The sequence below is a fragment of the Pseudoxanthomonas taiwanensis genome (assembly GCF_010093135.1).
GTDB lineage: Bacteria > Pseudomonadota > Gammaproteobacteria > Xanthomonadales > Xanthomonadaceae > Pseudoxanthomonas > Pseudoxanthomonas taiwanensis.
Window position 1 is genome coordinate 25,288 of sequence record NZ_PDWK01000019.1, and the last position, 22,246, is coordinate 47,533.

19 protein-coding genes and 1 pseudogene are annotated in these 22,246 nt (G+C 70.7%); 5 read left to right on the forward strand and 15 right to left on the reverse strand.

Features of this window, described 5'->3' with window-relative positions:
* Nucleotides 1-11 precede the first annotated feature (11 nt).
* On the reverse strand, nt 12-1,211 hold the full coding sequence (locus CR938_RS05440; RefSeq protein WP_162124023.1) for an aminotransferase-like domain-containing protein: 1,200 nt from the start codon (nt 1,209-1,211) through the stop codon (nt 12-14).
* A gap of 132 nt (nt 1,212-1,343) precedes the next feature.
* Here CR938_RS05440 and CR938_RS05445 point away from each other — a divergent pair, with 132 nt between their 5' ends.
* Nucleotides 1,344-1,535, forward strand: coding sequence for a hypothetical protein (locus tag CR938_RS05445; protein WP_162124024.1), 192 nt, complete (start codon nt 1,344-1,346; stop codon nt 1,533-1,535).
* Here CR938_RS05445 and CR938_RS05450 read toward each other — a convergent pair.
* The 6 genes from CR938_RS05450 to hrcA all read right to left on the reverse strand — a co-directional run bounded on the left by CR938_RS05450 (nt 1,532) and on the right by hrcA (nt 8,943).
* Nucleotides 1,532-2,671, reverse strand: a complete 1,140-nt coding sequence (locus CR938_RS05450; RefSeq protein WP_162124025.1) for a prephenate dehydrogenase — start codon at nt 2,669-2,671, stop codon at nt 1,532-1,534. The two genes, CR938_RS05445 and CR938_RS05450, sit on opposite strands and share 4 nt — an antisense overlap.
* Before the next feature lie 4 nt (nt 2,672-2,675).
* Nucleotides 2,676-3,584: a pyridoxal kinase gene (pdxY, locus tag CR938_RS05455; protein ID WP_162124026.1), complete on the reverse strand. Its 909-nt coding sequence runs from the start codon at nt 3,582-3,584 to the stop codon at nt 2,676-2,678.
* Nucleotides 3,585-4,009: 425 nt separating this feature from the next.
* Complete coding sequence (dnaJ, locus tag CR938_RS05460; protein ID WP_162124027.1) at nt 4,010-5,125, reverse strand: molecular chaperone DnaJ; 1,116 nt, start codon at nt 5,123-5,125, stop codon at nt 4,010-4,012.
* Between the two features lie 105 nt (nt 5,126-5,230).
* The gene (dnaK, locus tag CR938_RS05465) at nt 5,231-7,150 is read right to left on the reverse strand and encodes a molecular chaperone DnaK (RefSeq protein WP_162124028.1); all 1,920 of its coding nucleotides are present in this window, start codon (nt 7,148-7,150) and stop codon (nt 5,231-5,233) included.
* A gap of 112 nt (nt 7,151-7,262) precedes the next feature.
* A complete protein-coding gene (gene grpE / locus CR938_RS05470) occupies nt 7,263-7,823 on the reverse strand; it encodes a nucleotide exchange factor GrpE (RefSeq protein ID WP_162124029.1) in 561 nt (186 codons plus the stop codon).
* A 64-nt stretch (nt 7,824-7,887) separates the two neighbouring features.
* A complete protein-coding gene (gene hrcA, locus CR938_RS05475; RefSeq protein ID WP_162124030.1) occupies nt 7,888-8,943 on the reverse strand; it encodes a heat-inducible transcriptional repressor HrcA in 1,056 nt (351 codons plus the stop codon).
* Nucleotides 8,944-9,046: 103 nt separating this feature from the next.
* Here hrcA and recN point away from each other — a divergent pair, with 103 nt between their 5' ends.
* Nucleotides 9,047-10,774, forward strand: coding sequence for a DNA repair protein RecN (gene recN, locus CR938_RS05480; RefSeq protein ID WP_162124031.1), 1,728 nt, complete (start codon nt 9,047-9,049; stop codon nt 10,772-10,774).
* 25 nt (nt 10,775-10,799) lie between these two features.
* Here recN and fur read toward each other — a convergent pair whose 3' ends face one another.
* Nucleotides 10,800-11,231: a ferric iron uptake transcriptional regulator gene (fur, locus tag CR938_RS05485; protein WP_162124032.1), complete on the reverse strand. Its 432-nt coding sequence runs from the start codon at nt 11,229-11,231 to the stop codon at nt 10,800-10,802.
* Between the two features lie 114 nt (nt 11,232-11,345).
* On the opposite strand from fur, the gene CR938_RS05490 reads away from it, so the two are divergent.
* Entirely contained in the window at nt 11,346-11,738 is a 393-nt protein-coding gene (locus tag CR938_RS05490; RefSeq protein WP_211365186.1) for an outer membrane protein assembly factor BamE, read from the forward strand.
* Nucleotides 11,739-11,742: 4 nt separating this feature from the next.
* On the opposite strand, the gene CR938_RS05495 is transcribed toward CR938_RS05490, so the two are convergent.
* Complete coding sequence (locus CR938_RS05495; protein ID WP_162124040.1) at nt 11,743-12,006, reverse strand: RnfH family protein; 264 nt, start codon at nt 12,004-12,006, stop codon at nt 11,743-11,745.
* Nucleotides 12,007-12,012: 6 nt separating this feature from the next.
* Entirely contained in the window at nt 12,013-12,441 is a 429-nt protein-coding gene (locus tag CR938_RS05500; RefSeq protein WP_162124034.1) for a type II toxin-antitoxin system RatA family toxin, read from the reverse strand.
* A gap of 43 nt (nt 12,442-12,484) precedes the next feature.
* Between CR938_RS05500 and smpB the strand changes: the two genes are divergently transcribed.
* Nucleotides 12,485-13,000, forward strand: a complete 516-nt coding sequence (gene smpB / locus CR938_RS05505; protein WP_162124035.1) for an SsrA-binding protein SmpB — start codon at nt 12,485-12,487, stop codon at nt 12,998-13,000.
* Nucleotides 13,001-13,035: 35 nt separating this feature from the next.
* Complete coding sequence (locus CR938_RS05510) at nt 13,036-13,794, forward strand: glutathione S-transferase family protein (RefSeq protein WP_162124036.1); 759 nt, start codon at nt 13,036-13,038, stop codon at nt 13,792-13,794.
* Nucleotides 13,795-13,964: 170 nt separating this feature from the next.
* Here the strand turns inward: CR938_RS05510 and CR938_RS05515 are convergent, their stop codons facing one another.
* From CR938_RS05515 to CR938_RS05535, 5 genes and pseudogenes are all read right to left on the reverse strand, one after another.
* Nucleotides 13,965-15,188 (reverse strand): DUF3322 domain-containing protein, encoded by a 1,224-nt coding sequence (locus CR938_RS05515; protein WP_162124037.1) that lies wholly within the window; start codon nt 15,186-15,188, stop codon nt 13,965-13,967.
* Complete coding sequence (locus tag CR938_RS05520) at nt 15,185-18,598, reverse strand: ATP-binding protein (RefSeq protein WP_246190988.1); 3,414 nt, start codon at nt 18,596-18,598, stop codon at nt 15,185-15,187. Before CR938_RS05520 ends, CR938_RS05515 begins: the two co-directional genes overlap by 4 nt.
* The gene (locus CR938_RS05525; RefSeq protein ID WP_068607609.1) at nt 18,591-19,283 is read right to left on the reverse strand and encodes a DUF4194 domain-containing protein; all 693 of its coding nucleotides are present in this window, start codon (nt 19,281-19,283) and stop codon (nt 18,591-18,593) included. Before CR938_RS05525 ends, CR938_RS05520 begins: the two co-directional genes overlap by 8 nt.
* Nucleotides 19,284-19,322: 39 nt before the next feature.
* Nucleotides 19,323-20,792 (reverse strand): DUF3375 domain-containing protein, encoded by a 1,470-nt coding sequence (locus tag CR938_RS05530; protein WP_162124038.1) that lies wholly within the window; start codon nt 20,790-20,792, stop codon nt 19,323-19,325.
* Nucleotides 20,793-20,863: 71 nt separating this feature from the next.
* Nucleotides 20,864-22,098 (reverse strand): annotated as a pseudogene (locus tag CR938_RS05535) (IS3 family transposase).
* Between the last annotated feature and the right edge of the window lie 148 nt (nt 22,099-22,246).

The window sequence follows — 22,246 nt, forward strand, 5'->3', positions numbered from 1 at the left end:
GGGGGGCGTCCTCAGGCGGCGGCGCGCAGCGCCGCGATCTCGGCCTTGAGCAGCTCGCCCAGGACCTTGATGCCGGCGTCGATCTTCTCGCCCGGCACGGTCACGAACGACAGGCGCAGGGTGTTGGTCTGCGGGTCCACCGCGTAGAACGGCGCGCCCGGCACGAAGGCCACGTTGCGCTCCACCGCCTTGGCCAGCAGCTTGCCGCTGTCCAGGCCCTTGGGCAGCTGCACCCAGATGAACATGCCGCCCTCGGGACGGTTCCAGGTGACTTCCTCGGGGAACTCGCGCTCCAGCGCCGCCAGCATGTGCTGGCACTGCGTGCCGTACAGGGCACGGATGGTGGGGATGTGCCGGTCGAGGAAGCCGTCCTGCACCGCCTCGTACACCACGCGCTGGGAGAAGGTCGGGGTGTGCAGGTCGGCGGCCTGCTTGGCCTGGACCAGCTTGGCCAGCACCTGCTCCGGTGCGACCACGTAGCCCAGGCGCAGGCCCGGGGCCAGCACCTTGGAGAACGAGCCCATGTAAATGACCCCGTCGGGGTTCATGGACAGCAGGCTGGGCAGCGCCTCGCCGCCGTAGGACAGCTCGCCGTAGGGATCGTCTTCGACCAGTGGCACGCCGGCCCTGGCCGCCAGCTCCACCAGCGCCTTGCGCCGCTCCAGCGGCATGCGCCGGCCGGTCGGGTTCTGGAAGTTGGGCAGGCAGTACAGGAAGCGCGCACCGGCCATCTGCTCCGGGGAGATGGCGTCGGTGACGATGCCCTGCGCGTCGCTGGGGAGGGAGGCGAACTGCGGAGAGAACAGCGAGAAGGCCTGCAGCGCGCCCAGGTAGCTGGGGGTCTCCACCAGCACCTTGCTGCCCTCGTCGATCAGCACCTTGCCCAGCAGGTCCAGGCCCTGCTGCGAGCCGGTGGTGACCAGCACGCGCGAGGCCGGGATCCTGGCGCCACCGCGGCTGAGCCGCTCGGCGATCCACTCGCGCAGCGGGCTGAAACCCTCGGTGGGACCGTACTGCAGCGCGGCCTGCGGGGCCTCGCGCAGCACCTTCTCCGTCGCCTCGCGCATGCGCTCGACCGGGAAGGTCGCCGGGGACGGCAGGCCGCCGGCGAAGGAGATGACTTCGGGACGCTCGGTCACCTTGAGGATCTCGCGGATGGCCGAGCTGGTGAGCGCCTGGGCGCGACGGGACAGGGTGAAGGTCGTGGTCATGGCGGCATTGTAGCCGTCCCGGCGCCGTTCCGTACGGAACCCTCACCAGGCGCCAACATGCGCTTAAGCACGGTGGCGAATAATCGTGCCGTGGGGGCGCATTGTTGGCGTCCAACATTCCAGGAGGTGCGCATGTCCTTCCGCCAGTTCCCCGCCACCGACAGCGAAGGCAACTCGTACATCGTCATCGAGTTCCACGACGACAGGCCCGGCCCCGACGGCAAGCCGTCGCTGCGCTACGAGCTGCTGGACGGCATGCCGCTCAAGCGCGAGGGCAAGCAGTTCTCCACGCCAGACGGTTCGCTGGTGCTGACCCAGGCCTAGCGCGCCGCCGGGCCGCCCTCGCGCGGCCACTCCAGGACCCGGCCCAGGCCGCTGGCGTCGATCTCGGCGGCGGCACGGCGCAGCGCGTCCGGGTCCGAGGCCGGCTCGAAGCCGATGCGGAAATGCACCTCGCCGGCCGGCGTGCGCGAGGAATGGATCGAGCTGAGGTTGATGCCGTGCCGCTCGAACACGTGCAGCAGCGCGCGCAGCGAGCCGGGACGGTCCTCGGGCAGGTGCACGCCGAGGCTGTGCGTCTCGGTCAGGTCGGCCAGCAGGTAGCCCACCCGTTCGAAGGTGTAGCTGCCCTCTTCCAGCGCGGCCGCGTCCCAGGCGGCGCGGTTGGCGTCCAGGTACTGCGCGCGGAACTGCGCGCGCGCCCGGTCGTCGCCCTGCTCCACCAACGCGCGCAGGCGCGCGATCTGCGCCTCCAGTTGCGCCAGCACCCGGGCGACGTGCGGGTTCTCGAACTGGATGTCCTCGTAGATCTGCGGGTTCATCGCCAGGATGCGGGCGATCACCGCCGCATCCATCTCGAAGCCCACCGAGCGGAACGGCAGCAGCGCCTGCGGCCCGCCCAGTTCCCCGGCGAAGCTGCGCAACACCCCGGCCTGCCCGAGGTGCGCGGCGTGGACCAGGGCCTGGACCAGCGCCATCACCCGGTCGTGGTGCTCGGGCGCGGTGCGCACGTACTGGCCCTGCAGCGCCTCCAGCAGCTGTTCCAGCCAGGGACGCCAGCGCTCCAGCCGGGCCTCGCACACCACCACCACCCGGCCCTTGAGCGTGGGCGCCTTGGGCGGCGCGCTCATCGGATGCAGGCCCACCACCTCGGCGCGCGAGGCCAGCATCGCCGCCACCGGCGCCTGCTTGAGCGAGGTCACGTCCAGCCACAGCCTGCCCGCCTCGCGCCCGGCCGAGAGCCGGCGGTAGTGGCCGATCAGCGCCGGAGTATGGCGGATGGGCGCGGTGAACAGCAGCACGTCCGCCTCCGCGAGCAGGCGTCCGGGCGTGTCGCTGTCAGGGTCGGCCGGATCGTGGCCGAGCACGCGCAGGCCCATGCGCTGCTCGAAGAAGGCGCGCAGCCAGCGGCCATAGGCACCGGCACTGCCGACCAGGCCGACGACCGGCGCCACGGGCATGGGCTCAGACCTCCACCGCCTGGAACCGCGGCGCGCCCTCAGTGAAGGCGGCCGGCGCCGCGGCCTGCACGTCCAGCTCCTCCCAGCCGTGGGCCAGGGTGGATTCCAGCGCCGCGTGCACGCCGGCCAGGGCGCGTTCGGCGGCGCGCGGCGGCGGCTCGCCACGCAGCAGGCTGGCGGCCAGCACCGCGGTGACCACGTCACCGGTGCCGGCCACGTCCACGTCCAGGCGTGGCGAGGCCAGGCGCCAGGCGCGCTCGCGCCCCACCAGCAGGGTCAGCAGCTCGTCCTCCCCGCCCTGCACGCTGTGCGCCAGCACCCATTCCGGGCCGCGCCGGAGGAGCGCGCGCGCGGCGCGCAGGGCCTCGGCCTCCCGCAGCGCCGGCTGCCCGGCCAGGCGCTCCAGCTCGAAGGCGTTGGGGGTGACCATCCAGGCCAGCGGCAGCAGCCGCTCCACGAACACCGCCTCCAGGCCGGGCTCGACGTAGGGTCCGGTGTGCAGGTCGCCGATCACCGGGTCCAGCAGGTAGCGCGGCGCGGTGCCGGCACGGTGGTGGCGCTCCAGCCAGTCGGCGAAGGCCTGGCCGTTGGCCACGCTGCCGAAATAGCCCGACTGCAGCAGCCCGGTGCGGGTGCTGACGCCGCGCTCGTCCAGGCCCTGCAGCAGCTCGGCCAGCCAGTCGGCCGGCAGCACCCGGCCGCGCAGGGTCGGATAGAAGGGGGTGTTGCTGAACAGCGTGGTCGGCACTTCCACGACCCGCAGGCCCAGCATGCGCAGCACCGGCACGGTGGCGCTGTTGCCGGCGTAGCCGTAGGCCAGCTGCGACTGCACCGTGACCACGTCCACCGGCGAGGGCCCGCCGGGCCGGTTGCGGCGGTCGTGGACCAGGTGCTTTTCCAGCGTGTTGCTCATGGGGCGCGGCCTTGTTGGCAAGGCACGCATGCTAACGCTTCGCCCGGCGCCCCTGCGACACGGCAGCCCGGCGCGGGCCGGTCCGGGTTGCGGTGTGGCGTGGCGTGGCCGGAGCGGTGTCGCGGGCGCATCCCCGGGATGCGCGTTGAACGCGGGCTCCGGTCGCGGCCTCGGGTCGCCGCTGACGCGGCTCCTACAGGAGCCGGGCCGGCGCCCTTCTGCAGGCGCCGTGCACGCGGCAGCCCGGCGGGCCGGTCCGGGTTGCGGTGCGGCGTGGCGTGGCCGGAACGGCGTCGCGGGCGCATCCCCGGGATGCGCGTTGAACGCGGGCTCCGGTCGCGGCCTCGGGTCGCCGCTGACGCGGCTCCTACAGGATGGCTCGGGTCGCTGACGCGGCTCCTGCAGGGGCGCGGGTCGATGCGGGGTCAGGAGGAGGTCATGCGGTCCCAGAAGGCCTTGACGCCGTCCAGGAAGGTGGCCGAGCGGGGCGAGTGGCGGCGGCCTTCCTCGCCGGTGAAGGTGGCCTCGAACTTCTCCAGCAGCTCGCGCTGTTCGGCGGTGAGGTTGACCGGGGTCTCGACCACGATCCGGCAGTAGAGGTCGCCGGGCACGCGGCTGCGCACCGAGCGCACACCCTTGCCGCGGATGCGGAACACCTTGCCGGTCTGGGTCTCGGCCGGGATGCGGATCTCCACCTCCCCGCCCAGGGTCGGCACGTTGACCACCGCGCCCAGCGCGGCCTGGGAGATGCGGATCGGCACCTCGCAGTGCAGGTCGTCGCCGTCGCGGCGGAAGATGGGATGCTCGCGCACCCGCACCTCCACGTACAGGTCGCCGGGCGGCGTACCCGGCGGGCCGGCCTCGCCCTCGCCGGCCAGGCGGATGCGGTCGCCGTTGTCCACGCCGGCCGGGATCTTCACCGACAGGATCTTCTCGTCCTCGATGCGGCCGGCGCCGTGGCACACGCGGCACGGGTTGCGCACGGTCTGGCCGCGGCCGCCGCAGTCCGGGCAGGCCTGCTGCATGGTGAAGATGCCGCGCTGGAAGCGGACCTGGCCGCGGCCGTGGCAGGTCAGGCACGGCTCCAGCTTGCGGTCCTCCGAGCCGGTGCCGGCGCAGGCCGAGCACTCGGCCAGGGTCGGGATCTCGATGCGCTTCTCGACGCCGGCGACGGCCTCCTCCAGGTCCAGCTCCAGCACGTAGCCGATGTCGGCGCCGCGGCGCGGCCCGCGCGAGCCGCCGCCGAAGATGGTCCCGAAGATGTCGCCGAAGATGTCGTCCATGTCCGGCGCCGGACCGCCACCGCCGAAGCCCTGCTCGAAGGCGGCGTGCCCGTGCGCGTCGTAGGCCCGGCGCTTGGCCGGATCCGAGAGCACCTCGTAGGCCTCCTTGCACTCCTTGAACGCGGCCTCGGCCGAGGCGTCGCCCGGGTTGCGGTCCGGGTGGTACTTCATCGCACAGCGGCGGTAGGCCTTCTTCAGCTCCTCGTCGCTGGCGTTGCGGGACACGCCCAGCACTTCGTAGTAGTCGCGTTTGCTCATCGGGATTCCGGGCTGGTTCTCTCAAGGCCGCCTACACGACAGCCCGCGCCACCGGCGGCGGCGCGGGCTGTCCGGACGCGGCGGCTGGGGCGCCGCCGCACGGCCTTACTTCTTGTCGTCCTTGACCTCGGTGAACTCGGCGTCGACCACGTCGTCCTGCGACTGGCCCGAGGCCTGGCCGGCGCCGGCATCGGCACCGCCCTGGGCGGCCGCGGCGGCGGCCGCGTACAGCGACTGGCCAGCCTCCTCCAGCGCGCGGGTCTTGGCCTCGATCTGGGCCTTGTCGTCGCCCTTGATCGCGGTCTCCAGCTCGGCGATGGCCGACTCCACGCGGCCGATCACGTCGCCCGGCACCTTGCTGCCGTGCTCCTTGATCGCGTTGCGGGTGGCGTGGACCAGGCTGTCGGCCTGGTTGCGGGCGGCCACCAGCTCCTGGAACTTGCGGTCCTCCTCGCGGTGCGCCTCGGCGTCGGCGACCATCCGCTGGATCTCCTCCTCGGTCAGGCCCGAGCCGGCCTTGATCTCGACCTTCTGCTCGCGGCCGGTCTTCTTGTCCTTGGCCGACACGTGCAGGATGCCGTTGGCGTCGATGTCGAAGCACACCTCGATCTGCGGCACGCCGCGCGGGGCCGGCTCGATGCCGGTCAGGTCGAACTTGGCCAGCGACTTGTTGTAGCGGGCCTGCTCGCGCTCGCCCTGCAGCACGTGCACGGTCACGGCCGACTGGTTGTCCTCGGCGGTGCTGAACACCTGCGAGGCGCGGGTCGGGATCGTGGTGTTCTTCTCGATGATCTTGGTCATCACGCCGCCCAGGGTCTCGATGCCCAGGCTCAGCGGGGTGACGTCCAGCAGCAGCACGTCCTTGACGTCGCCGGCCAGCACGCCGCCCTGGATCGCGGCGCCCAGCGCCACGGCCTCGTCCGGGTTGACGTCCTTGCGCGGCTCCTTGCCGAAGAAGTCGGCCACGGCCTGCTGCACCTTGGGCATGCGGGTCTGGCCGCCGACCAGGATCACCTCGGCGATGTCCGAGGCGCGCAGGCCGGCGTCCTGCAGCGCGATGCGGCACGGCTCCAGCGAGCGCTTGATCAGGTCGTCCACCAGCGCCTCCAGCTTGGCCCGGGTCAGCTTGATGGCCAGGTGCTTCGGGCCGGAGGCGTCGGCGGTGATGTACGGCAGGTTGACCTCGGTCTGGTGCGCGCTGGACAGCTCGATCTTGGCGCGCTCGGCGGCGTCCTTCAGGCGCTGCAGGGCCAGCGGATCCTTGCGCAGGTCGATGCCCTGGTCCTTCTGGAACTCCTCGACCAGGTAGTCGATGATGCGCGCGTCGAAGTCCTCGCCACCCAGGAAGGTGTCGCCGTTGGTGGCCAGCACCTCGAACTGCTTCTCGCCGTCCACCTCGGCGATCTCGATGATGGACACGTCGAAGGTGCCGCCGCCCATGTCGTAGACGACGATCTTGCGGTCGCCGCCGCCCTTGTCCAGGCCGTAGGCCAGGGCCGCCGCGGTCGGCTCGTTGATGATGCGCTTGACGTCCAGGCCGGCGATGCGGCCGGCGTCCTTGGTGGCCTGGCGCTGGCTGTCGTTGAAGTACGCCGGGACGGTGATCACCGCCTCGGTGACCGGTTCGCCCAGGTAGGCCTCGGCGGTCTTCTTCATCTTCTCCAGCACCTTGGCGGAGATCTCCTGCGGGGCCATGCGGCGGCCGTCGGCCTGCGCCACCCAGGCGTCGCCGTTGTCGTGCTGGACGATGCTGTAGGGCACCAGGCCGATGTCCTTCTGCACCTCGGCATCGGTGTACTTGCGGCCGATCAGGCGCTTGACCGCGAAGAAGGTGTTCTTGGGGTTGGTCACCGCCTGGCGCTTGGCCGGGGCGCCGACCAGCACCTCGCCGTCCTTGGTGTAGGCGACGATCGACGGCGTGGTGCGGTCACCCTCGGCGTTCTCGATCACGCGGGCCTTGCCGCCCTCCATGATCGCCACGCACGAGTTGGTCGTGCCCAGGTCGATACCGATGATCTTGCTCATGTGTGTGCTCCCTCGGGGAATGGGTTTGGCCGTTGGCGCGGTGGCCCTGCTCGCTAGGTGGGGGGTGCGGCCGCGGCGTTCAAGTGGGGGCGCGCGCGGGCGCGGCGCCGGTTCAGTCGTGGCGGGCGACCACCACCAGCGCCGGGCGCAGCAGGCGGTCGTGCAGCATGTAGCCCTTCTGGAACACCTGCAGCACGCTGCCCGGCGCGGCCTCGCCCGGGTCGGCCTGGCTGATGGCCTGGTGGCGCTCGGGGTCGAAGGGCTGGCCCACCGGGTCCACCACGGACAGGCCGTGGTCGCCGGCGACCTTCATCAGCTGGCGGTAGGTCAGCTCCAGCCCCTCCTTCAGGGGGCCGCCCTCCGCGCCGGCGGCGGCCAGGCCGGCGTCCAGGCTGTCCAGCACCGGCAACAGGTCGCCCAGCAGGCGCTCGTTGGCGAACCGGCGCGCCTGCTCCAGCTCGCGCGCCATGCGCTTGCGCTGGTTGTCCAGGTCGGCACGCTCGCGCAGCGCATCCATCCTCAGCTGCTCGATCTCGCTGCGCAGGGCCTCGATCTCGGCGCGCAGCTGCGACTCGAGCGGATCGGCACCGGTGGTGGCCGCGGCGGCCTCACCGGTCGTCTGCGGCTGCTCCGGATGTTCCGGCTGCTGGGAAGGGGTCTCGTTCTGGGTCATGCAATCGGCTCCGTGCGGCTCCCGGCCGCGTATTCCGGCCGTATGGGGGCCGGAATGGAGCGATTCAAGTCGCCGGAGCCTCGCGGGCCGGCTGCAGGGCCGCGCCGAGCACGTCGGCGGCGGCCTGGACCAGCGGGATCACCCGGTCGTAGGCCATGCGGGTCGGGCCGATCACCCCCAGCACGCCCAGCACCTGGCCGCCGGCCCGGTACGGGGCGGTAACCACCGAGACCCCGTCCAGCGGGGCCAGGCCGGTCTCCTCGCCGATGAAGATGCGCACGCCCGGGGCGCGCATGGTCCGCTCCAGCAGCTGCAGGATCTCGCGCTTGCGGGCGAAGGCCTCGAACAGCTCGCGCAGGCGGTCCAGGTCGGACAGGTCCTGCACACCCATCAGCCGGGTCTGGCCGGCCAGCACCACGTCGTCCCCTGGCGGGGCCAGGGCCTGCTCGGCCAGCTCCACCGACTGGGCCAGCATCCGCTCCATGGCGTCGCGCGCCTGGCGCAGCTCCTGCACCAGGGTGGCGCGGATCTGCGCCAGCGGCCGGCCGGTGCAGTGGGTGTTGAGGTAGTTGGCCACCCGCTCCAGCTCGGCCGCCTCGAAGGCCCGCTGCGGCTCGATCACCCGGTTCTGCACCTCGCCGTCGGCGAACACCACGATGGCCAGGATGCGGCGCCCGTCCAGCGGAACGAAGTCGATCTGGCGGAAGGCGAACTGCTCGCGGCGCGGGGCGCTGACCACGCCCACGAAATGGGTCATGGCCGACAGCAGCTCGGAGGCGTTGCCCAGCAGGGCCTGGGTGCTGCTGCCCGGGGTCAGCTCGCTGCGCAGCCGGGCCAGCTCCTGCTCGCCCGGGGCCTTGACCTGCAGCAGGCTGTCCACGAACACGCGGTAGCCCTGCGCGGTGGGCACCCGCCCGGCGGAGGTGTGCGGCGAGCTGAGCAGGCCGATCTCCTCCAGGTCCGCCAGGATGTTGCGGATCGTGGCCGGGCTGACGTCCAGGCCCGAGACGCGCGCCAGGGTCTGCGAACCCACCGGTTCGCCGTCACGGATGTAACGGCCGATCAGGGTCCGCAGGAGCTGGCGGGCACGCGGGTCCAGGGTCGGCAGCGGGGTGCTCATGCACCAATAGATAGTGCCTCCCCCGGGCGGCCGCAATACGCCCGGCTGCCGCCCGCTCCCCCGGTCTCCGCGGCCGAGACGGACGCCCCCTACAATACCGGCCATGCTCCGACACCTCGCCATCCGCGACTTCGCCGTAGTACGCGCCACCGAACTGGAATTCGGCCCGGGCATGACCGTCATTTCCGGCGAGACCGGCGCCGGCAAGTCCCTGCTGGTGGACGCCCTGGGCTTCCTGTCCGGCCTGCGCGCCGACAGCGGGGTGGTCCGCCACGGCTGCGAGCGGGCCGAGCTGGCCGCCGAGTTCGCCCTGGCCCCGGACTCCCCCGCCCTGGCCTGGCTGGCCGCCAACGAGCTGGACGAGGACGGCCAGTGCCAGCTGCGGCGGGTGATCCGCGCCGACGGCGGCTCGCGGGCCTGGATCAACGGCCGTCCGGTGACCCTGGCGCAGCTGGCCGAGCTGGCCGGAATGCTGGTGGAGATCCACGGCCAGCACGAGCACCAGGCCCTGCTCTCCCGCACCAGCCAGCTGGCCCTGCTCGACGCCCACGCCCGCAACCAGGCCGAGCGCGCGGCCGTGCGCGCGGCCGCCGCGGCCTGGCAGGCGCTGCTGGCCGAGCGCGAACGGCTGCAGGCCCGGGGCGACGGGTCCGACCGCATCGCCTGGCTGGAGCACCAGCTGGCCGCGCTGGAGCGCGAGGAACTGGACCCGGCCGCGCTGGAGGCGCTGGACGCCGCCCACCGCCGCCAGGCCAACGCCGCCGGCCTGACCGCCGCCTGCGACGAGGCCCTGGCCCGGCTCGGCGGCGAGGACGGCCCCGCGCTGGTGCAGGGGCTGCAGCAGGTGCGCAACCGCCTGACCCGCGCCGCCGCGGACGAGCCGCGCCTGCTCGAGGTGGACCAGCTGCTGGAGGGCGCCGCGGTGCAGATCGAGGAGGCGCTGGCCCAGCTGGGCCGGATCCGCGACGACCTGGACCTGGACCCGGCCCGCTACGAGGAGCTGGAGCGCCGCCTGGGCCGGATCCACGACCTGGCGCGCAAGCACCGCACCGCCCCGGCCGAGCTGGCCGCGCACCGCGACCGCATCGCCGCCGAGCTGGACGCCCTGCGCGGCGCCGGCGAGCGCCTGGAACAGCTGGACGGCGGGATCGCCCGCGCCGCCGAGGCCTGGCGCCAGGCCGCCGCGGCCCTCACCGCCACCCGCCAGGCCGCCGCGCAGGCGCTGGGCGAGGCCACCACCGCCCTGATCGGCGAGCTGGGCATGGGCGGCGGCCGCTTCCTGGTGGAGCTGGAGCCGGTCGGCGAGGCGCGCCCGGACGCCAACGGCGCCGAGCGGGTGGAGTTCCTGGTGGCGGCCAATGCCGGCCAGCCGCCGCGGCCGCTGCGCAAGGTCGCCTCCGGCGGCGAGCTGTCGCGCATCTCCCTGGCTATCGAGGTGGCCGCGCTGGGCTCGGACGCGGTGCCGACCATGGTCTTCGACGAGGTGGACTCCGGCATCGGCGGCGCGGTGGCGCAGATCGTCGGCCGCAAGCTGCGCGCCCTGGCGCGGGCCCGGCAGGTGCTGTGCGTGACCCACCTGCCGCAGGTGGCCGCGCACGGCCATGCACACTACCGGGTCAGCAAGGCGCCGGAGGATGGCATCACCCGCAGCGCGGTGGAGCGGCTGGACGAGGCCGGCCGCGAGGCGGAACTGGCCAGGATGGTGGGCGGCGTGGAGGTCGGGCCCGAGGCCCATGCCGCCGCGCGCCGCCTGCTGGAGGAGGCGGTGGCCTCCGACGCCGAGGCCGCGGCGCCGCAGCGCCCGGCCCGGCGGGCCGCCCGCGCCCGCTGACGGCGCGGGCGCGCGGGGCGGCGGCTCAGCGCTGCGGCTGGGCCTGCTTCTGCGGCTTCTTCTTGCGCACGTACAGCACCAGCGAGTGCTCCTCCAGCTCGTAGCCGTGCTGGGCCGCGATCTGGCGCTGCAGTTCCTCGATCTCCGGGCTCTCGAACTCGATGATCTGGCCGGTGTCCACGTCCACCATGTGGTCGTGGTGGCCGCCCCGGTCCAGCTCGTACACCGCCTGGCCGCCCTCGAAGTTGTGCTTGAGCACCAGGCCGGCGGCCTCGAACTGGGTCAGCACCCGGTACACCGTGGCCAGGCCGATCTCGTCGCCGTGCTCCAGCAGGTGGCGGTAGATGTCCTCGGCGGTCATGTGGTGCTCGAGCCCCTTCTGCTCCAGCAGCTCGAGGATGCGCATGCGCGGATGCGTGACCTTGAGCCCGACGCGGCGCAAGTCGTTCGATTCCATGCCGTTACCTCCGGTTCACTGGCGGTTTACCGCGCGCCGCCGAGCGGGGCCGCGAGACGCGGCCGGGAGTGTATCATCGCCCCATCCCAATCCCGACCGTACGCAATGCCGAGCATCCGCCGCCTGCTGCTGATCGCCCCCCTGTCGCTCGCCGTCGCCGGCTGCGGCATCCTCTACAAGCAGCCGATCTACCAGGGCAACCTGCTGGAGAAGGAGGCCGTGGACCAGCTGCGTCCGGGGCTGAGCAAGCAGCAGGTCCTGGGCCTGCTGGGCACGCCGTCGGTGGCCGATCCGTTCCACGCCCAGCGCTGGGACTACGCCGCCTCCGAGCGCACCAACCGCCGCGGCGACGTCGAGATCAAGACGCTGACCCTGCACTTCGAGAACGACCGCCTGGTCAGCTGGGAAGGCGAGTACTTCCCGGAGCAGGACCTGGAGCTGGCCCGCAAGACCGTGCGCCAGTTCGGCCCGAACCTGCCGCGCGAGAAGGAAGGCCGCCGCCGCTGAGGCCTCAGCGGCGCGCCCGCGCCGCCGCGCGGCGGCGCCGGGCCTCCTTGGGATCCATCACCAGCGGCCGCAGCAGCTCCACGCGGTCGCCGTCGTGCAGCCGGGTCTCCGGCGCGGCCGCCGCACCGAACACGGCGTAGCCGGCGATCTGGTCCTCGTGGCCCAGCCCGGCCGCGCGCACCGCGTCGGCCACCGTGGCCCCCTCCTCCAGCCGCAGCTCCCGCAGCTCGTGGCGGTGCGGCCAGGCGATCACCACCTCCACCCGCAGCACGGCTCAGCCCTCGCGGTCGGCCACGCGCACGAAGTCGTCCACCATGCGGTCGGCCAGGCCCTGGAAGCCCAGCGCGAACACCGGCGCCAGCAGGCGCGTGGCCGGCTCGAACTCCAGGGTCAGCGAGACCTTGCAGGCCGACTCGCCCAGCGGCTGGAACTCCCACACCCCGTGCAGCCGGCGGAACGGACCGTCGTGCAGCTGCATGTCGATGCGGTGCGGGCGCTGCAGCCGGTTCTCGGTGGTGAACCAGGTGCGCAGCGAGCCCAGGCCCACGTCCAGCCGCGCCACCATGCGGTCCCCGCCGGCCTCCAGCACCTGCGCCTGCTCGCACCAGGAGAACCGCCGCGGGTAGGCGGCCACGTCGTTGACCAGGTCGAACATGCGGGAAGCCGGGTGCTCGACCAGCGCGCTGCGGTGGATGCGGGGCATGGGAAGACGCCTGTGGGCACCCGAATTGGGCGACAATGGGGGAATGAGCAAGAAACCGGCCCATGATAAGGCAAAGGCGAAGGGCAAGGCCGAACCGGCCACCCGCACCATCGCCCTGAACAAGCGCGCGCGCCACGAGTACAACCTCGGCGAGCGCTACGAAGCGGGCCTGGCCCTGCAGGGCTGGGAGGTCAAGGCCATCCGCGCCGGCCGCGCCAACATCGGCGAGGCCTACGCCCTGGTGCGCAACGGCGAGATCCACCTGTTCGGCGCGCAGATCACCCCGCTGATCCAGGCCTCGACCCACGTGCTGGCCGACGACCGCCGCACCCGCAAGCTGCTGCTGCACCGGCACGAGATCGACAAGCTGGTCGGCAAGATCGAGCGCGACGGCTACACCCTGGTGCCCACCGCCATGTACTGGCGCGGCAACAAGGTCAAGCTGGAGCTGGCCCTGGCCAAGGGCAAGAAGGAGCACGACAAGCGCGACGCCGCCCGCGAGCGCGACTGGCAGCGCGAGAAGCAGCGCGTCATGCGCCGCCACAACAGGGACGCCTGACCACCCCACCCCGCCACCCGCCCCGGAGGACGACGATGGAAGGCACGCCGCGTTACCGCGTGATCGGCAACCACCTCTCGCCCTACGTGCGCAAGGTGCTGGTGTGCCTGGCGCTGAAGGGGCTGGACTACGAGATCGACCCGATCGCCCCGTTCGTGGGCGACGACCGCTTCACCGCGCTCAGCCCGCTGCGGCGCGTGCCGGTGCTGCTGGACGGGGAGCGCGTGGTCAACGACTCCTCGGTGATCTGCCAGTACTTGGAGGACCGCCACCCGCAGCCGGCGCTGTACCCGGCCGACGTCGGCGACCGCGCCCAGGCGCGCTGGCTGGAGGAGTTCTGCGACTCCCGCCTGGGCGAGGTGGTGGTGTGGAAGATGTTCTACCAGCGCGGCGCCAAGCGCCTGCTGTTCGGCGAGGCGCCGGACGAGGCGGTGTTCAACCGCGCCCGCGACGAGGAACTGCCGGCGGCGCTGGACTGGCTGGAGACCCAGCTGCCGGCCGAAGGCTGGATCTTCGGCCAGGTGTCCATCGCCGACATCGCCATCGCCTGCCTGCTGCGCAACGCCGTGTTCGTGCGCTGGCAGCCGGACCCGGCGCGCTGGCCGCGCCTGACCGCCCTGCTGCAACGCGCCTGGGCCCTGCCCGCCTTCGCCGACCTGGCCCGGCTGGAGGATGCGATCGTGCGCGTGCCCATCCCCGAACAGCGCCAGGTCTTGCGTTCCCTGGGCGCCAGGCTCGCTGCCGACACCCTCGGCCCCTGGCCGCCACGCAAGGGCGTGATGCGGATCGATTGAGGCCCCGCCGTCCCCCGGCCCGTGGCGGCTGGACGCACCGGATACGCCCGCCAGGCCGCCGCCCCTCTTGCAGGGCCCTCGACGGGCAACAAAAAACCCCTGACGACGGTCAGGGGTCCGGTGTGATTTGGTGGCGGGGAGTTTACCCAGCGGAAAAGCGGCTCCCGAGCTTACGAGCAAGGGAGCGGAGCCACGAGGGCTCCCGAGGGGAGACAGGCCAGTCGATCGCACAACCAGCCAAACCCCACGCGCTCCTGCTCGAGACGCAGCCGGGGCTGGAGGCGATCGAACCGGAGCTCGTCATAGACAGCCGCCTCCTCGGGCGTGAGACGCGGCAAATCATAGCGCACAGGCTTGGGCTCTTCGCCCCAGTGTAGGCGGTGGGCAAGCAGCGTCTCCCGGTCCATGAGGAAGGACGCCGCGCCGGGGAAGTAGCCGCGCAGCTGGTCGAGGATGGCGAATCCGTGGGTGTCGATGTCGCCCCAGTAGTGCAGCTGGCATCGATGCAGCCACTCGGCGCGCGCCAGCGCCTCCCAACCGTAGCCTGCGCCAAAGACGACGATGGCACCCGCAGCGGGCGGGAAGGCAAGGAAGTTGGTCTCGTTCTCGGTCATGAAGACGCGCCGGACCGGTAGCGTCAGGGCTGCGAAGCTCGCGGCGTCCAGCGTGATGTCGGGCAGGTTCTGCGACGAAGATGGGCAGCCCGGAAGGCTGGGCAGCGATGGGTCGAGCAGGCGAAACCGAATCCGGACGGGCTTATCCAGGAAGCCGAATCGGCGCGTGAACTGCGCGACGCCGGTCGCGTCAAGCTCGATGACTTCGGTTGGCAGAGCCAGGTCCAGCAGCTCGGTCAAGACGCCTCGGTGGGCCTCGATGAACTTGCTGTCCACCCCAGGTACGTCGACCTGGCGCAGGTACACGGCCGGTCGAGGATGGGCCTGCAGCCATGCGACGACGGCCAGCAGACGATCCCAGCGGTCGACCAGATCCAGCGCCTGGATCGGCCGCCGAGACAGCCACGCCAGCAGCGGCGGCTGCGCGGCTGCCGTTTTCTGCCAGAGCGCCGCGAACCGCTGCGCTTGCCGAACCTTGCCGATGAAGGCCAAGGCGTCTTGCAGGGTATCGATCCAGACGGTCGCTGGGAGCCGCTGCATGCCCTGGACGCGGTGATTCCACTCGCGCCATTCGATTCGGACCTGAGGGGTATCGGCGATGGCGCGCACCCATTCACGAACGGCCTCGAATCGATCGGACAGGTCGGAAGCCGCGGGGACCTTCACGTTCAGGCGCAGGGGCCACGAAACGGCGTCCGTCACTGTGGCCCGCAGTAAGTCACCCCGGTCCCACAAGCGCTGGACCTGAGCGCGCAGATCGGCTGGCGTGGTCCAGCTCATGGTGCCGCGCGGTCTCCGGCGGCCCTGGCTTCGGCCATGCCTTCCGCTTTCTGAGCCCGGTACTCCTCGATCGACAGGCAGCGCAGCCGCGAGTCGCGTCCGCCCTCGTTGTGCACGAAGCCGACGCTGGCCACGAAGGGTTCGATGATGTGGATCTTCTGCAGCGGCGTGACGATCAACAGCTGCAGGTTGAGCTGCTGGAACAAGCGCAACCCGTACTGCGCCGACTCGTCCGATCCGCGCCCGAAAGCCTCGTCGATCACGACGAAGCGGAACGACCGCGAACGAACGGCGCCCCACTCCAGCCCGAATTGGTAGGCCAGGCTCGCGGCCAGCACGGTGTAGGCCAGCTTCTCCTTCTGACCGCCCGACTTGCCGCCCGAGTCCGAATAGTGCTCGTGCTCGGCCCCGTCGGCGCGCCAGCGCTCGCTGGCCGAGAACAGGAACCAGTTGCGTACGTCGGTGACCTTGGCGGCCCAGCGCCGGTCGGCGTCCGACAGCCCTTCACGACCTCGGAAGCGGTCGATGATGGCCTTGACCTGCAGGAATTTGGCTTCCGAATACTGTTCGTCGGCCGAGCCCGTCATCGCGCCCTCGGTGCACGCCCGCAAATCCTGCTGGAAGTCGCGGATCTCCGCATCCGGGCTGGGCTGGGCCACCAGCTTGATGTACCGGCCGGGGTTGTAGTCGATGGCCTCAAGCGACTGGTTGATGAAATCGACGCGCTCCTTGATCGTCTCGCGCTCGCGGGCGAGCTGGGCGTTGAAATTGGCGATCTCGTTGATCGTGTTGACGTTCAATAGCTCCTTGAAGCGCGCCTCGAATCGCGGCAGGTCATCGCGCTTCAAGCCGTCGAGCATCCGCTCGTATTCCGGCAGCGCCGCCAGTGCAACGTCCATCTCGACGGTCTCGGCCTTGAACTCCTCCTTGAAACCGCGCATGGCATTGACGATGCGCTCGGTGAGCCGCGCCAGGCGCTTGTCCTCGGCGTCGATGTGCTGCTGCAGCCGTTGGCGCACCTCCTGCTCGCGGTTGTCGCAAGACTCGACCGACAGTTGATGCTCGCCCAGCGCCTGCGCGCGCCAGCCATCCAGGCGCTCCATCTGCGCATCGGTCAGCGGCAAGTCGTTCCACACGCTGCCGGCCTGATCCCGCATTGCCTGCGCGGTCTCTCGTTTGCTCTTGACCTCGCCCCGCTTGCCCAAGGCATCGGAGCGCTTTGCCTCCAGTTCGCCCAAGCGTTCCTGAGCGGCCTTGAGCTGTCGCCCCAGCTCTTGCAGGGTGTCGGATGCGGCTTCGAGCCGTGCGCGCTCCTCGGAGAGTTCGGCAATGCGCCGAGCGAGACTCATCCAGTCGATGTCCGCAAAGCGGGTGAACTCCTCCAGCTTGCTCAGTGCATCCAGCCGGCCCCGCAGTTCGTTGCGCGCTTGGCTGATCTCGCCAATGCGCTGCCCAAGCGTGGCGAGTCTGGCCTCCAGACGCTCGCGCTGGTCTCGCAGGGCCCGCAGCTTGTCGGCATTGCTCCAACCGAGCACATAGCGGCTGCGGTCGTCGATCCGGCTGCGGTCGTCCTTCTCGTGGCGACCGCTCGGGTCCTTGATTTGCCCTGCGCGCGTGATGGCGCGCGCCTCACGGCGAAACTGCTCTCCGGTGTCGCAGCAGGCGACGTCGAAGCGACTCCGAAGCTCCTGTTCCAGCCACTCATAGTGGGGTGAATCGGTCTTGATGGCGAGCTTGCGCACCAGCGACTGCGGATGCAGCGCCGCGCTTTGCACCGGCTTTCGCGGACGCACATGGAAGTACACCAACCGCCCGCCCAGATGCTGCCGGTCCACCCAGTCCGCAACGGCCGGGTAGTAAGCATCCGGCACCAAGAGCGACAGGCCAAAGCCGCGCAGCAGCCGCTCGGCGGCACCCTCCCAATCGCGCTCCTCGTCGCGCACCTGGATGAGCTCGCCAGCGAATGGCAATTCGTCCTCGGCGATTGCCAGCGTCGCGCACAGCGCATCGCGGATGCGGACCTGGGCGGCGTCGATGTTGCTCTTGCGCCGCTGAAGACTGTCGATCTCTTCCGACAAGGCGGCGTGCTCTTCACGGCCCTTGCGGAACGTGAAGTCCTCTTCGCGCTCGCGGTTGTCCAGGTCGGCAATGCGCTCGCGCAAGTCCTCCGCACGCTCGGTAATACCCTGCTGCAGAATCAGAAAGTCGGACTCGTCCTCCGGCATGACGGCGTCGATGCGCGCCAGCAGCGCACGGTAGCGCTCAGCTCTTTGCTGGCGTTGAACCTTCTCCTGCTCCAGCCGGCGAATCTCCGCCGCCAGCTCCTCCAGCCGATCGCCGCCGTTGTCGCGCAGTGCCCGCTCCAGCCGGCCGACTTCAACGCGTTCGGTCTCGCGCTGCGCATCCAGGCGCTCGATCTGGGCATCGAGCCGGGCCGCATCCTCCGCCAGCAAGGCCAGGCGCCGGTCCAGCAGCTCGCCCTTGAGCCGGGCGAAATACGGCCTGAGCTGATCACGCGCCTCTCGCCAGCCCTGGATCTCGGCCGTCAGCTGCTGGTGCCGCGCGCCGTCTTGGACCAGGGGCGTCAGCAGCTCCACCTGCCGCTTGGCCTTGAGCACGGACTGGTGCGCCCGGTCCAGGTCGTCGAAGTGGCGGATCAGGGCCTCGATGCGTTGCCCGGAGTCGAAGGGTTCCAGCATGTGGCTGCGCACGAAGTCGGTGAGGTTACCCACCGACTTCATCGAGACCGTCTGGTGGAACAGCTCCAACGCCTGCTCGTGCTCGATACCAAAGCGCCGGCGGAACCAGGCCCCATACGGCGGGAAGCTGTCGAACAGCTCGCAGCCCGCGGCCCGCAGTTTCTTGCGCAGGGAAGTGATGTCGCCGCCGTTGACCCTGAAGTCATCCGTGATGGTCAATGCCTGCTCAGCCGCCACAAACAGGCGTGCGGGTTGGCCCTGCGGGTCCTTCAGCCAGAAGACCTGGGCCAGCGTCACGGCCTGGTCATAGCCCTCGTTGCGGAAGACACCGAGGATGACCGAGTAGCTCGACGCATCGCGCAGCGCCACGGGCCTGCTGCTCCCCGTGACTTCATTGCGCTCGCTCTTGTAGTGGCCCAGCACGTAGGACCGCAGGGAGCGCTCGCGAGCATCCGCCCCGGCCGCCTTGTTGTAGGCCACGCGATGCGCCGGCACGAGCAAGGTCGTGATGGCATCGACCAGCGTGGACTTGCCCGAACCGATGTCGCCCGTGAGCAGGCCGTTGCGCCCGGCAAGCGTAAGCCGCCACACGCGCTTGTCGAAGGTGCCCCAGTTGAGCACTTCCAGCCGGTCAAGGCGGAAGCCGACGCGATTGTCGTCAGCGACGAAGTCCAGGCCCAGTGTCCCAGCGTCCATCGGTGCCTCACGCATCCGCCTTCTCCTGGCCGGTACCCAGACTCGCGCCGCCCGACAGCGCCGTGCGGTAGACCTCCAGCCGCGCGTCGAACTCCGCCAGCCACTGCGCATCGACAAAAGCTTTCAGGATGCGCCGCACTTCAAAGTGGCCTCTGTCCTGCCCACCGCCAGCAGCAGGCTTGAGACGGCGCAGAAAGCCCAAATCGACCACCTTGGTGATCGTCGCGTCCACCTGGTCGATCAGCCGAGCCTCATTCGTGCCATCGGGCAGAAACACCCGCATCAGCTCGGCGATGTCGTCACGCGAGAGCACCAGCCGGGTGTCTCCACCGCCTGCGTCGAACTCGGCCATGCGGCGGCGCAAGAGCGCCAGCATCAGGCTCACCGGGTAGGAAAGCGGCCGGCGCGCGACGAGCCGTGGCAGGCGCGGCGCCCCCTCGGCCTCGTCCGGGTCCGGGCGGCTTTTCAGAAAAGCATGGCCCTCGGCCTCGTCCAGCACCAGGTCGAGCAGCAGCACGGCGGCCTGTTCCCGCACCCGCGCCTGCAGGCGCAAGAGGCTGGCCCACAAGCGCTCGTCGTCGTCGCGGTAGAGCACACCCTTGAGCAGGTGCACCATCAGTTGCGATAGCTCGGGCACCGCCGGCAGCGCGCTGGGTGGCGACTCCACCGAATCGCTCTCGTGCAGTGCGTCATCGTTCATGTTCTACCCTACCTGGCCATCTACCACTTGTGACCGCCGTCAACGCGTAAAGATCACCCGCGGCAAGCGCGCCTCGCGCGTCACGGCTTCTCCCTCGGCGTTGCTGGCCTGCCAGCGTATGGTGTCCTGCACGGCCTCGTCCACCATGGCGCGCAGGCCCTCCAGGGCGTCGCCGTCCCCAGCATGGGCCAGCTCCAGGTAGGCCACAAGTTCAGCCAATCCTTGTTTCAGCGGCTCAAGCTCCAGCAGCTCACGCAGCGTGATCTGCGCCTTTTGGCGCAGTGCGCGTTGCACGGCGGACCGCAGACGCGCCTTGTCCACCACGATCTGATCGAACAAGCGCGCGGTGTCGATGTCGTCCTCGCCCGCCAGCACGGCCAGATCGGCCAGGTGAGGCTTTGCGCTCGGCGTAAATAAAGGCCGCTCCAGCGGCAGCTCGATGTCTGCCGCCATCGCGTCGATGTGCATTACGGTGCCAGCGGGCACGGCCCCGCGGATGCTCAGCGCCTTGCTCTCGATGCCGTGCAGCAAGTCCAGGATGCGGCGGTTCTCCAGAAAGGCCCGGTCGTCCAGGAATCGGCGCAACTGCTGCGACAGCTGGGCCACCGTGCGCTGCGTGTGCTCGCCGGCCTCCAGCCAGTCGTGGTGCACGCGGCGGGTGCGGGGGTCGGGCGAAAGCTGAGCGACGGCGGGGAGCCGAAGTACCCGCTCCAGCCGCTCGGAGAGTTCCTCCTGTCGCCGGCTGGACATGAGGAAGTCCCAGAAGGCGCGGAAGCTGCGGCCCTGATCGGAGTCGCCGATGGCATCGCGATCATTCATGATCTCGTCCAAGAGCGCCCCCTTGGCGCCTTCCCAAAGCGCGATCTTCTCGCGCACCTTGCGGTCGAGCAGGCGGAAGTTGTGCTCCACCTCGCGGAAGTCGGCCAGCAGCTCGCGCGCCAGTTGCTGGAACTGCTGAAAGCGGTCCTTGACCGCCGTGTCGTCCAGCAGCGGTACGTCACCGGCCAGCACGCGGGCAATTTCGGCGTCCAACTCGTCGCGCTTCTTGCGCAGGTCGGCCACGCGCTTGATCGGGTCGGCCTCGGTGCCGGCGCAGATCTGCTCCAGCAACGCGAACAGCGTGAGCAGGCGCGATTCGGTGCCGACGAATGGGCGCTCGGTCAGCGTCAGCAACCAGGCGATGGCCTTCTCGGTGGCGGGCGTCAGGTCGAACTGCGCCTCGTCCGTGCCCGGCTTGTAGAACTTGCGCAGCCACCCCTTGTCGGGCGCGGCCCAGTCGTTCAGGTAGTCCTGCGCGCCCTTCGGGTACGACTCAGCACCCAACTGCTCGCGCAGGGCGAACAGCTCGTCCTCCAACGCCTCCGCAAGATCGGCCTCGCTCATCACCCGCACGTTGGGCGCCACGAACACCCGGTGCAGGAAGCTCGCCACCAGCGGCGCGTGCGGCGAGGCCAGCAGCCGCCAGGCGGGGTGGCGGTCGCGTAGGGTGCTTAGGGTGGTGTGGTCCATGGCCTATTGAGAGAACATTCCTGCCAACTCTGAACCGCTCCCGATTTCCTGGACACGCCTGAGGGCGTAATTCACGCCGCCATGCGCTGCATCGTGGCGTGGTGATCCCGGCGCACCTGTGCCGGGCTGCGGTGGCCGTGCCGGCCCACCATCCAGTGCTCGTTGTACACCTTCTGCCACGCCAGCAGCGCCTGGCGCAGCTCCTCCACGGTCTCGAACGTCCGCACCCACAGCAACTGCTCCTTCAGCGTGCGGATCATCCGCTCGGCGCACCCGTTGCCCTCCGGGGCGCGGACAAACGACGGGCTCGACGCAATCCCCAGGAACGCGAGCTCCTGCTGGAAATCGTCGGCCATGTACTGCGTCCCGTGGTCATGGCGCAACCGCAGCCCGCTGGCGACCTTCGCGCCGATCCGCCCGAAGCGCTCCCGCACCCCCTGCCGGATCGGCTCCAGCGCCTCCCAGCGCGTCGCACGGGCCGCCGCATGCACGCCCACCAGCTCGGCCGTGCAATGGTCGACCGCGATGAACACCGCCGCCGTACCCTCCCGCAGCGTGACCGTCGTCGAGAAGTCCGTCCCCCACATCAGGTCCGGCGCCTCGGTGAGAATCGTCCCCTCGTGCGCCCGCGGTCCCCGCGGGCCGCCGCCGCGTTGCGGCGCCAGCAGGCCGTGCGCGCCCATCAGCCGCAGCACCCGCGCCTTGCCGCTACGGATGCCCTCGGCCCGCAGCTTCGCCCACACCTTGCGGTAGCCCTCGCCGGTGAACGGGCTCACCGCCAGCACGGCCCGGATCGCCGCCACCAGCGCCTCGTCACTGAGCGCCGTCTTCGGGCCGCGCTTGGCCGGCGGGGCACGGTCCGGCCGCGTGGCCGCAGCCTGGGCATACCACGTCGAGCGGGCAAGCTCCCACGCCGAGCACACGCGCCTGACCCCGTACACCCGGCCCGTCCCCTCCGACGTCGCCGCGCTCATTTCGGCAACCTCGTCTCGCCCAAAGGGAGGCCGGCTTTCAACCTCCGGATCGCGTCGCGCTGCAGTTCGCAGCGCATCGTCATCTCGCCCAGCACCGCCTTGAGCCGTTCGATTTCCTCGTCCCGCGCGTCGGTCTCGCGTGCCTTCAGGCCCGCCATGCCCGATGCGAGAAACGCCTCGCGCCACTCGGTCAGCTTCGCCGCCGTGACCTTCGACTCCCGCGACACCGTGTCCAAGTCCTCGCCGCGCAGCAGCCTCAGCACCGCATCACGCTTGGACTTCGCCGACCAGCGGCCGCGCTCCTTCACCAACTCGACCTTCTTGTGCTTCATCTCGGACTCTCCTCTTGGGGTTAGCAGCCTGTTGAAATTCGACCCGGCGAAGCCCCCGACTCGGTCGGCAGCGCGGATTTCTCGCTGCTCAAGCGCTCCGCAAGCGCGTCCCGCGCTCTGAAACAAGCCCGCTTTCGGACTTCCAGGC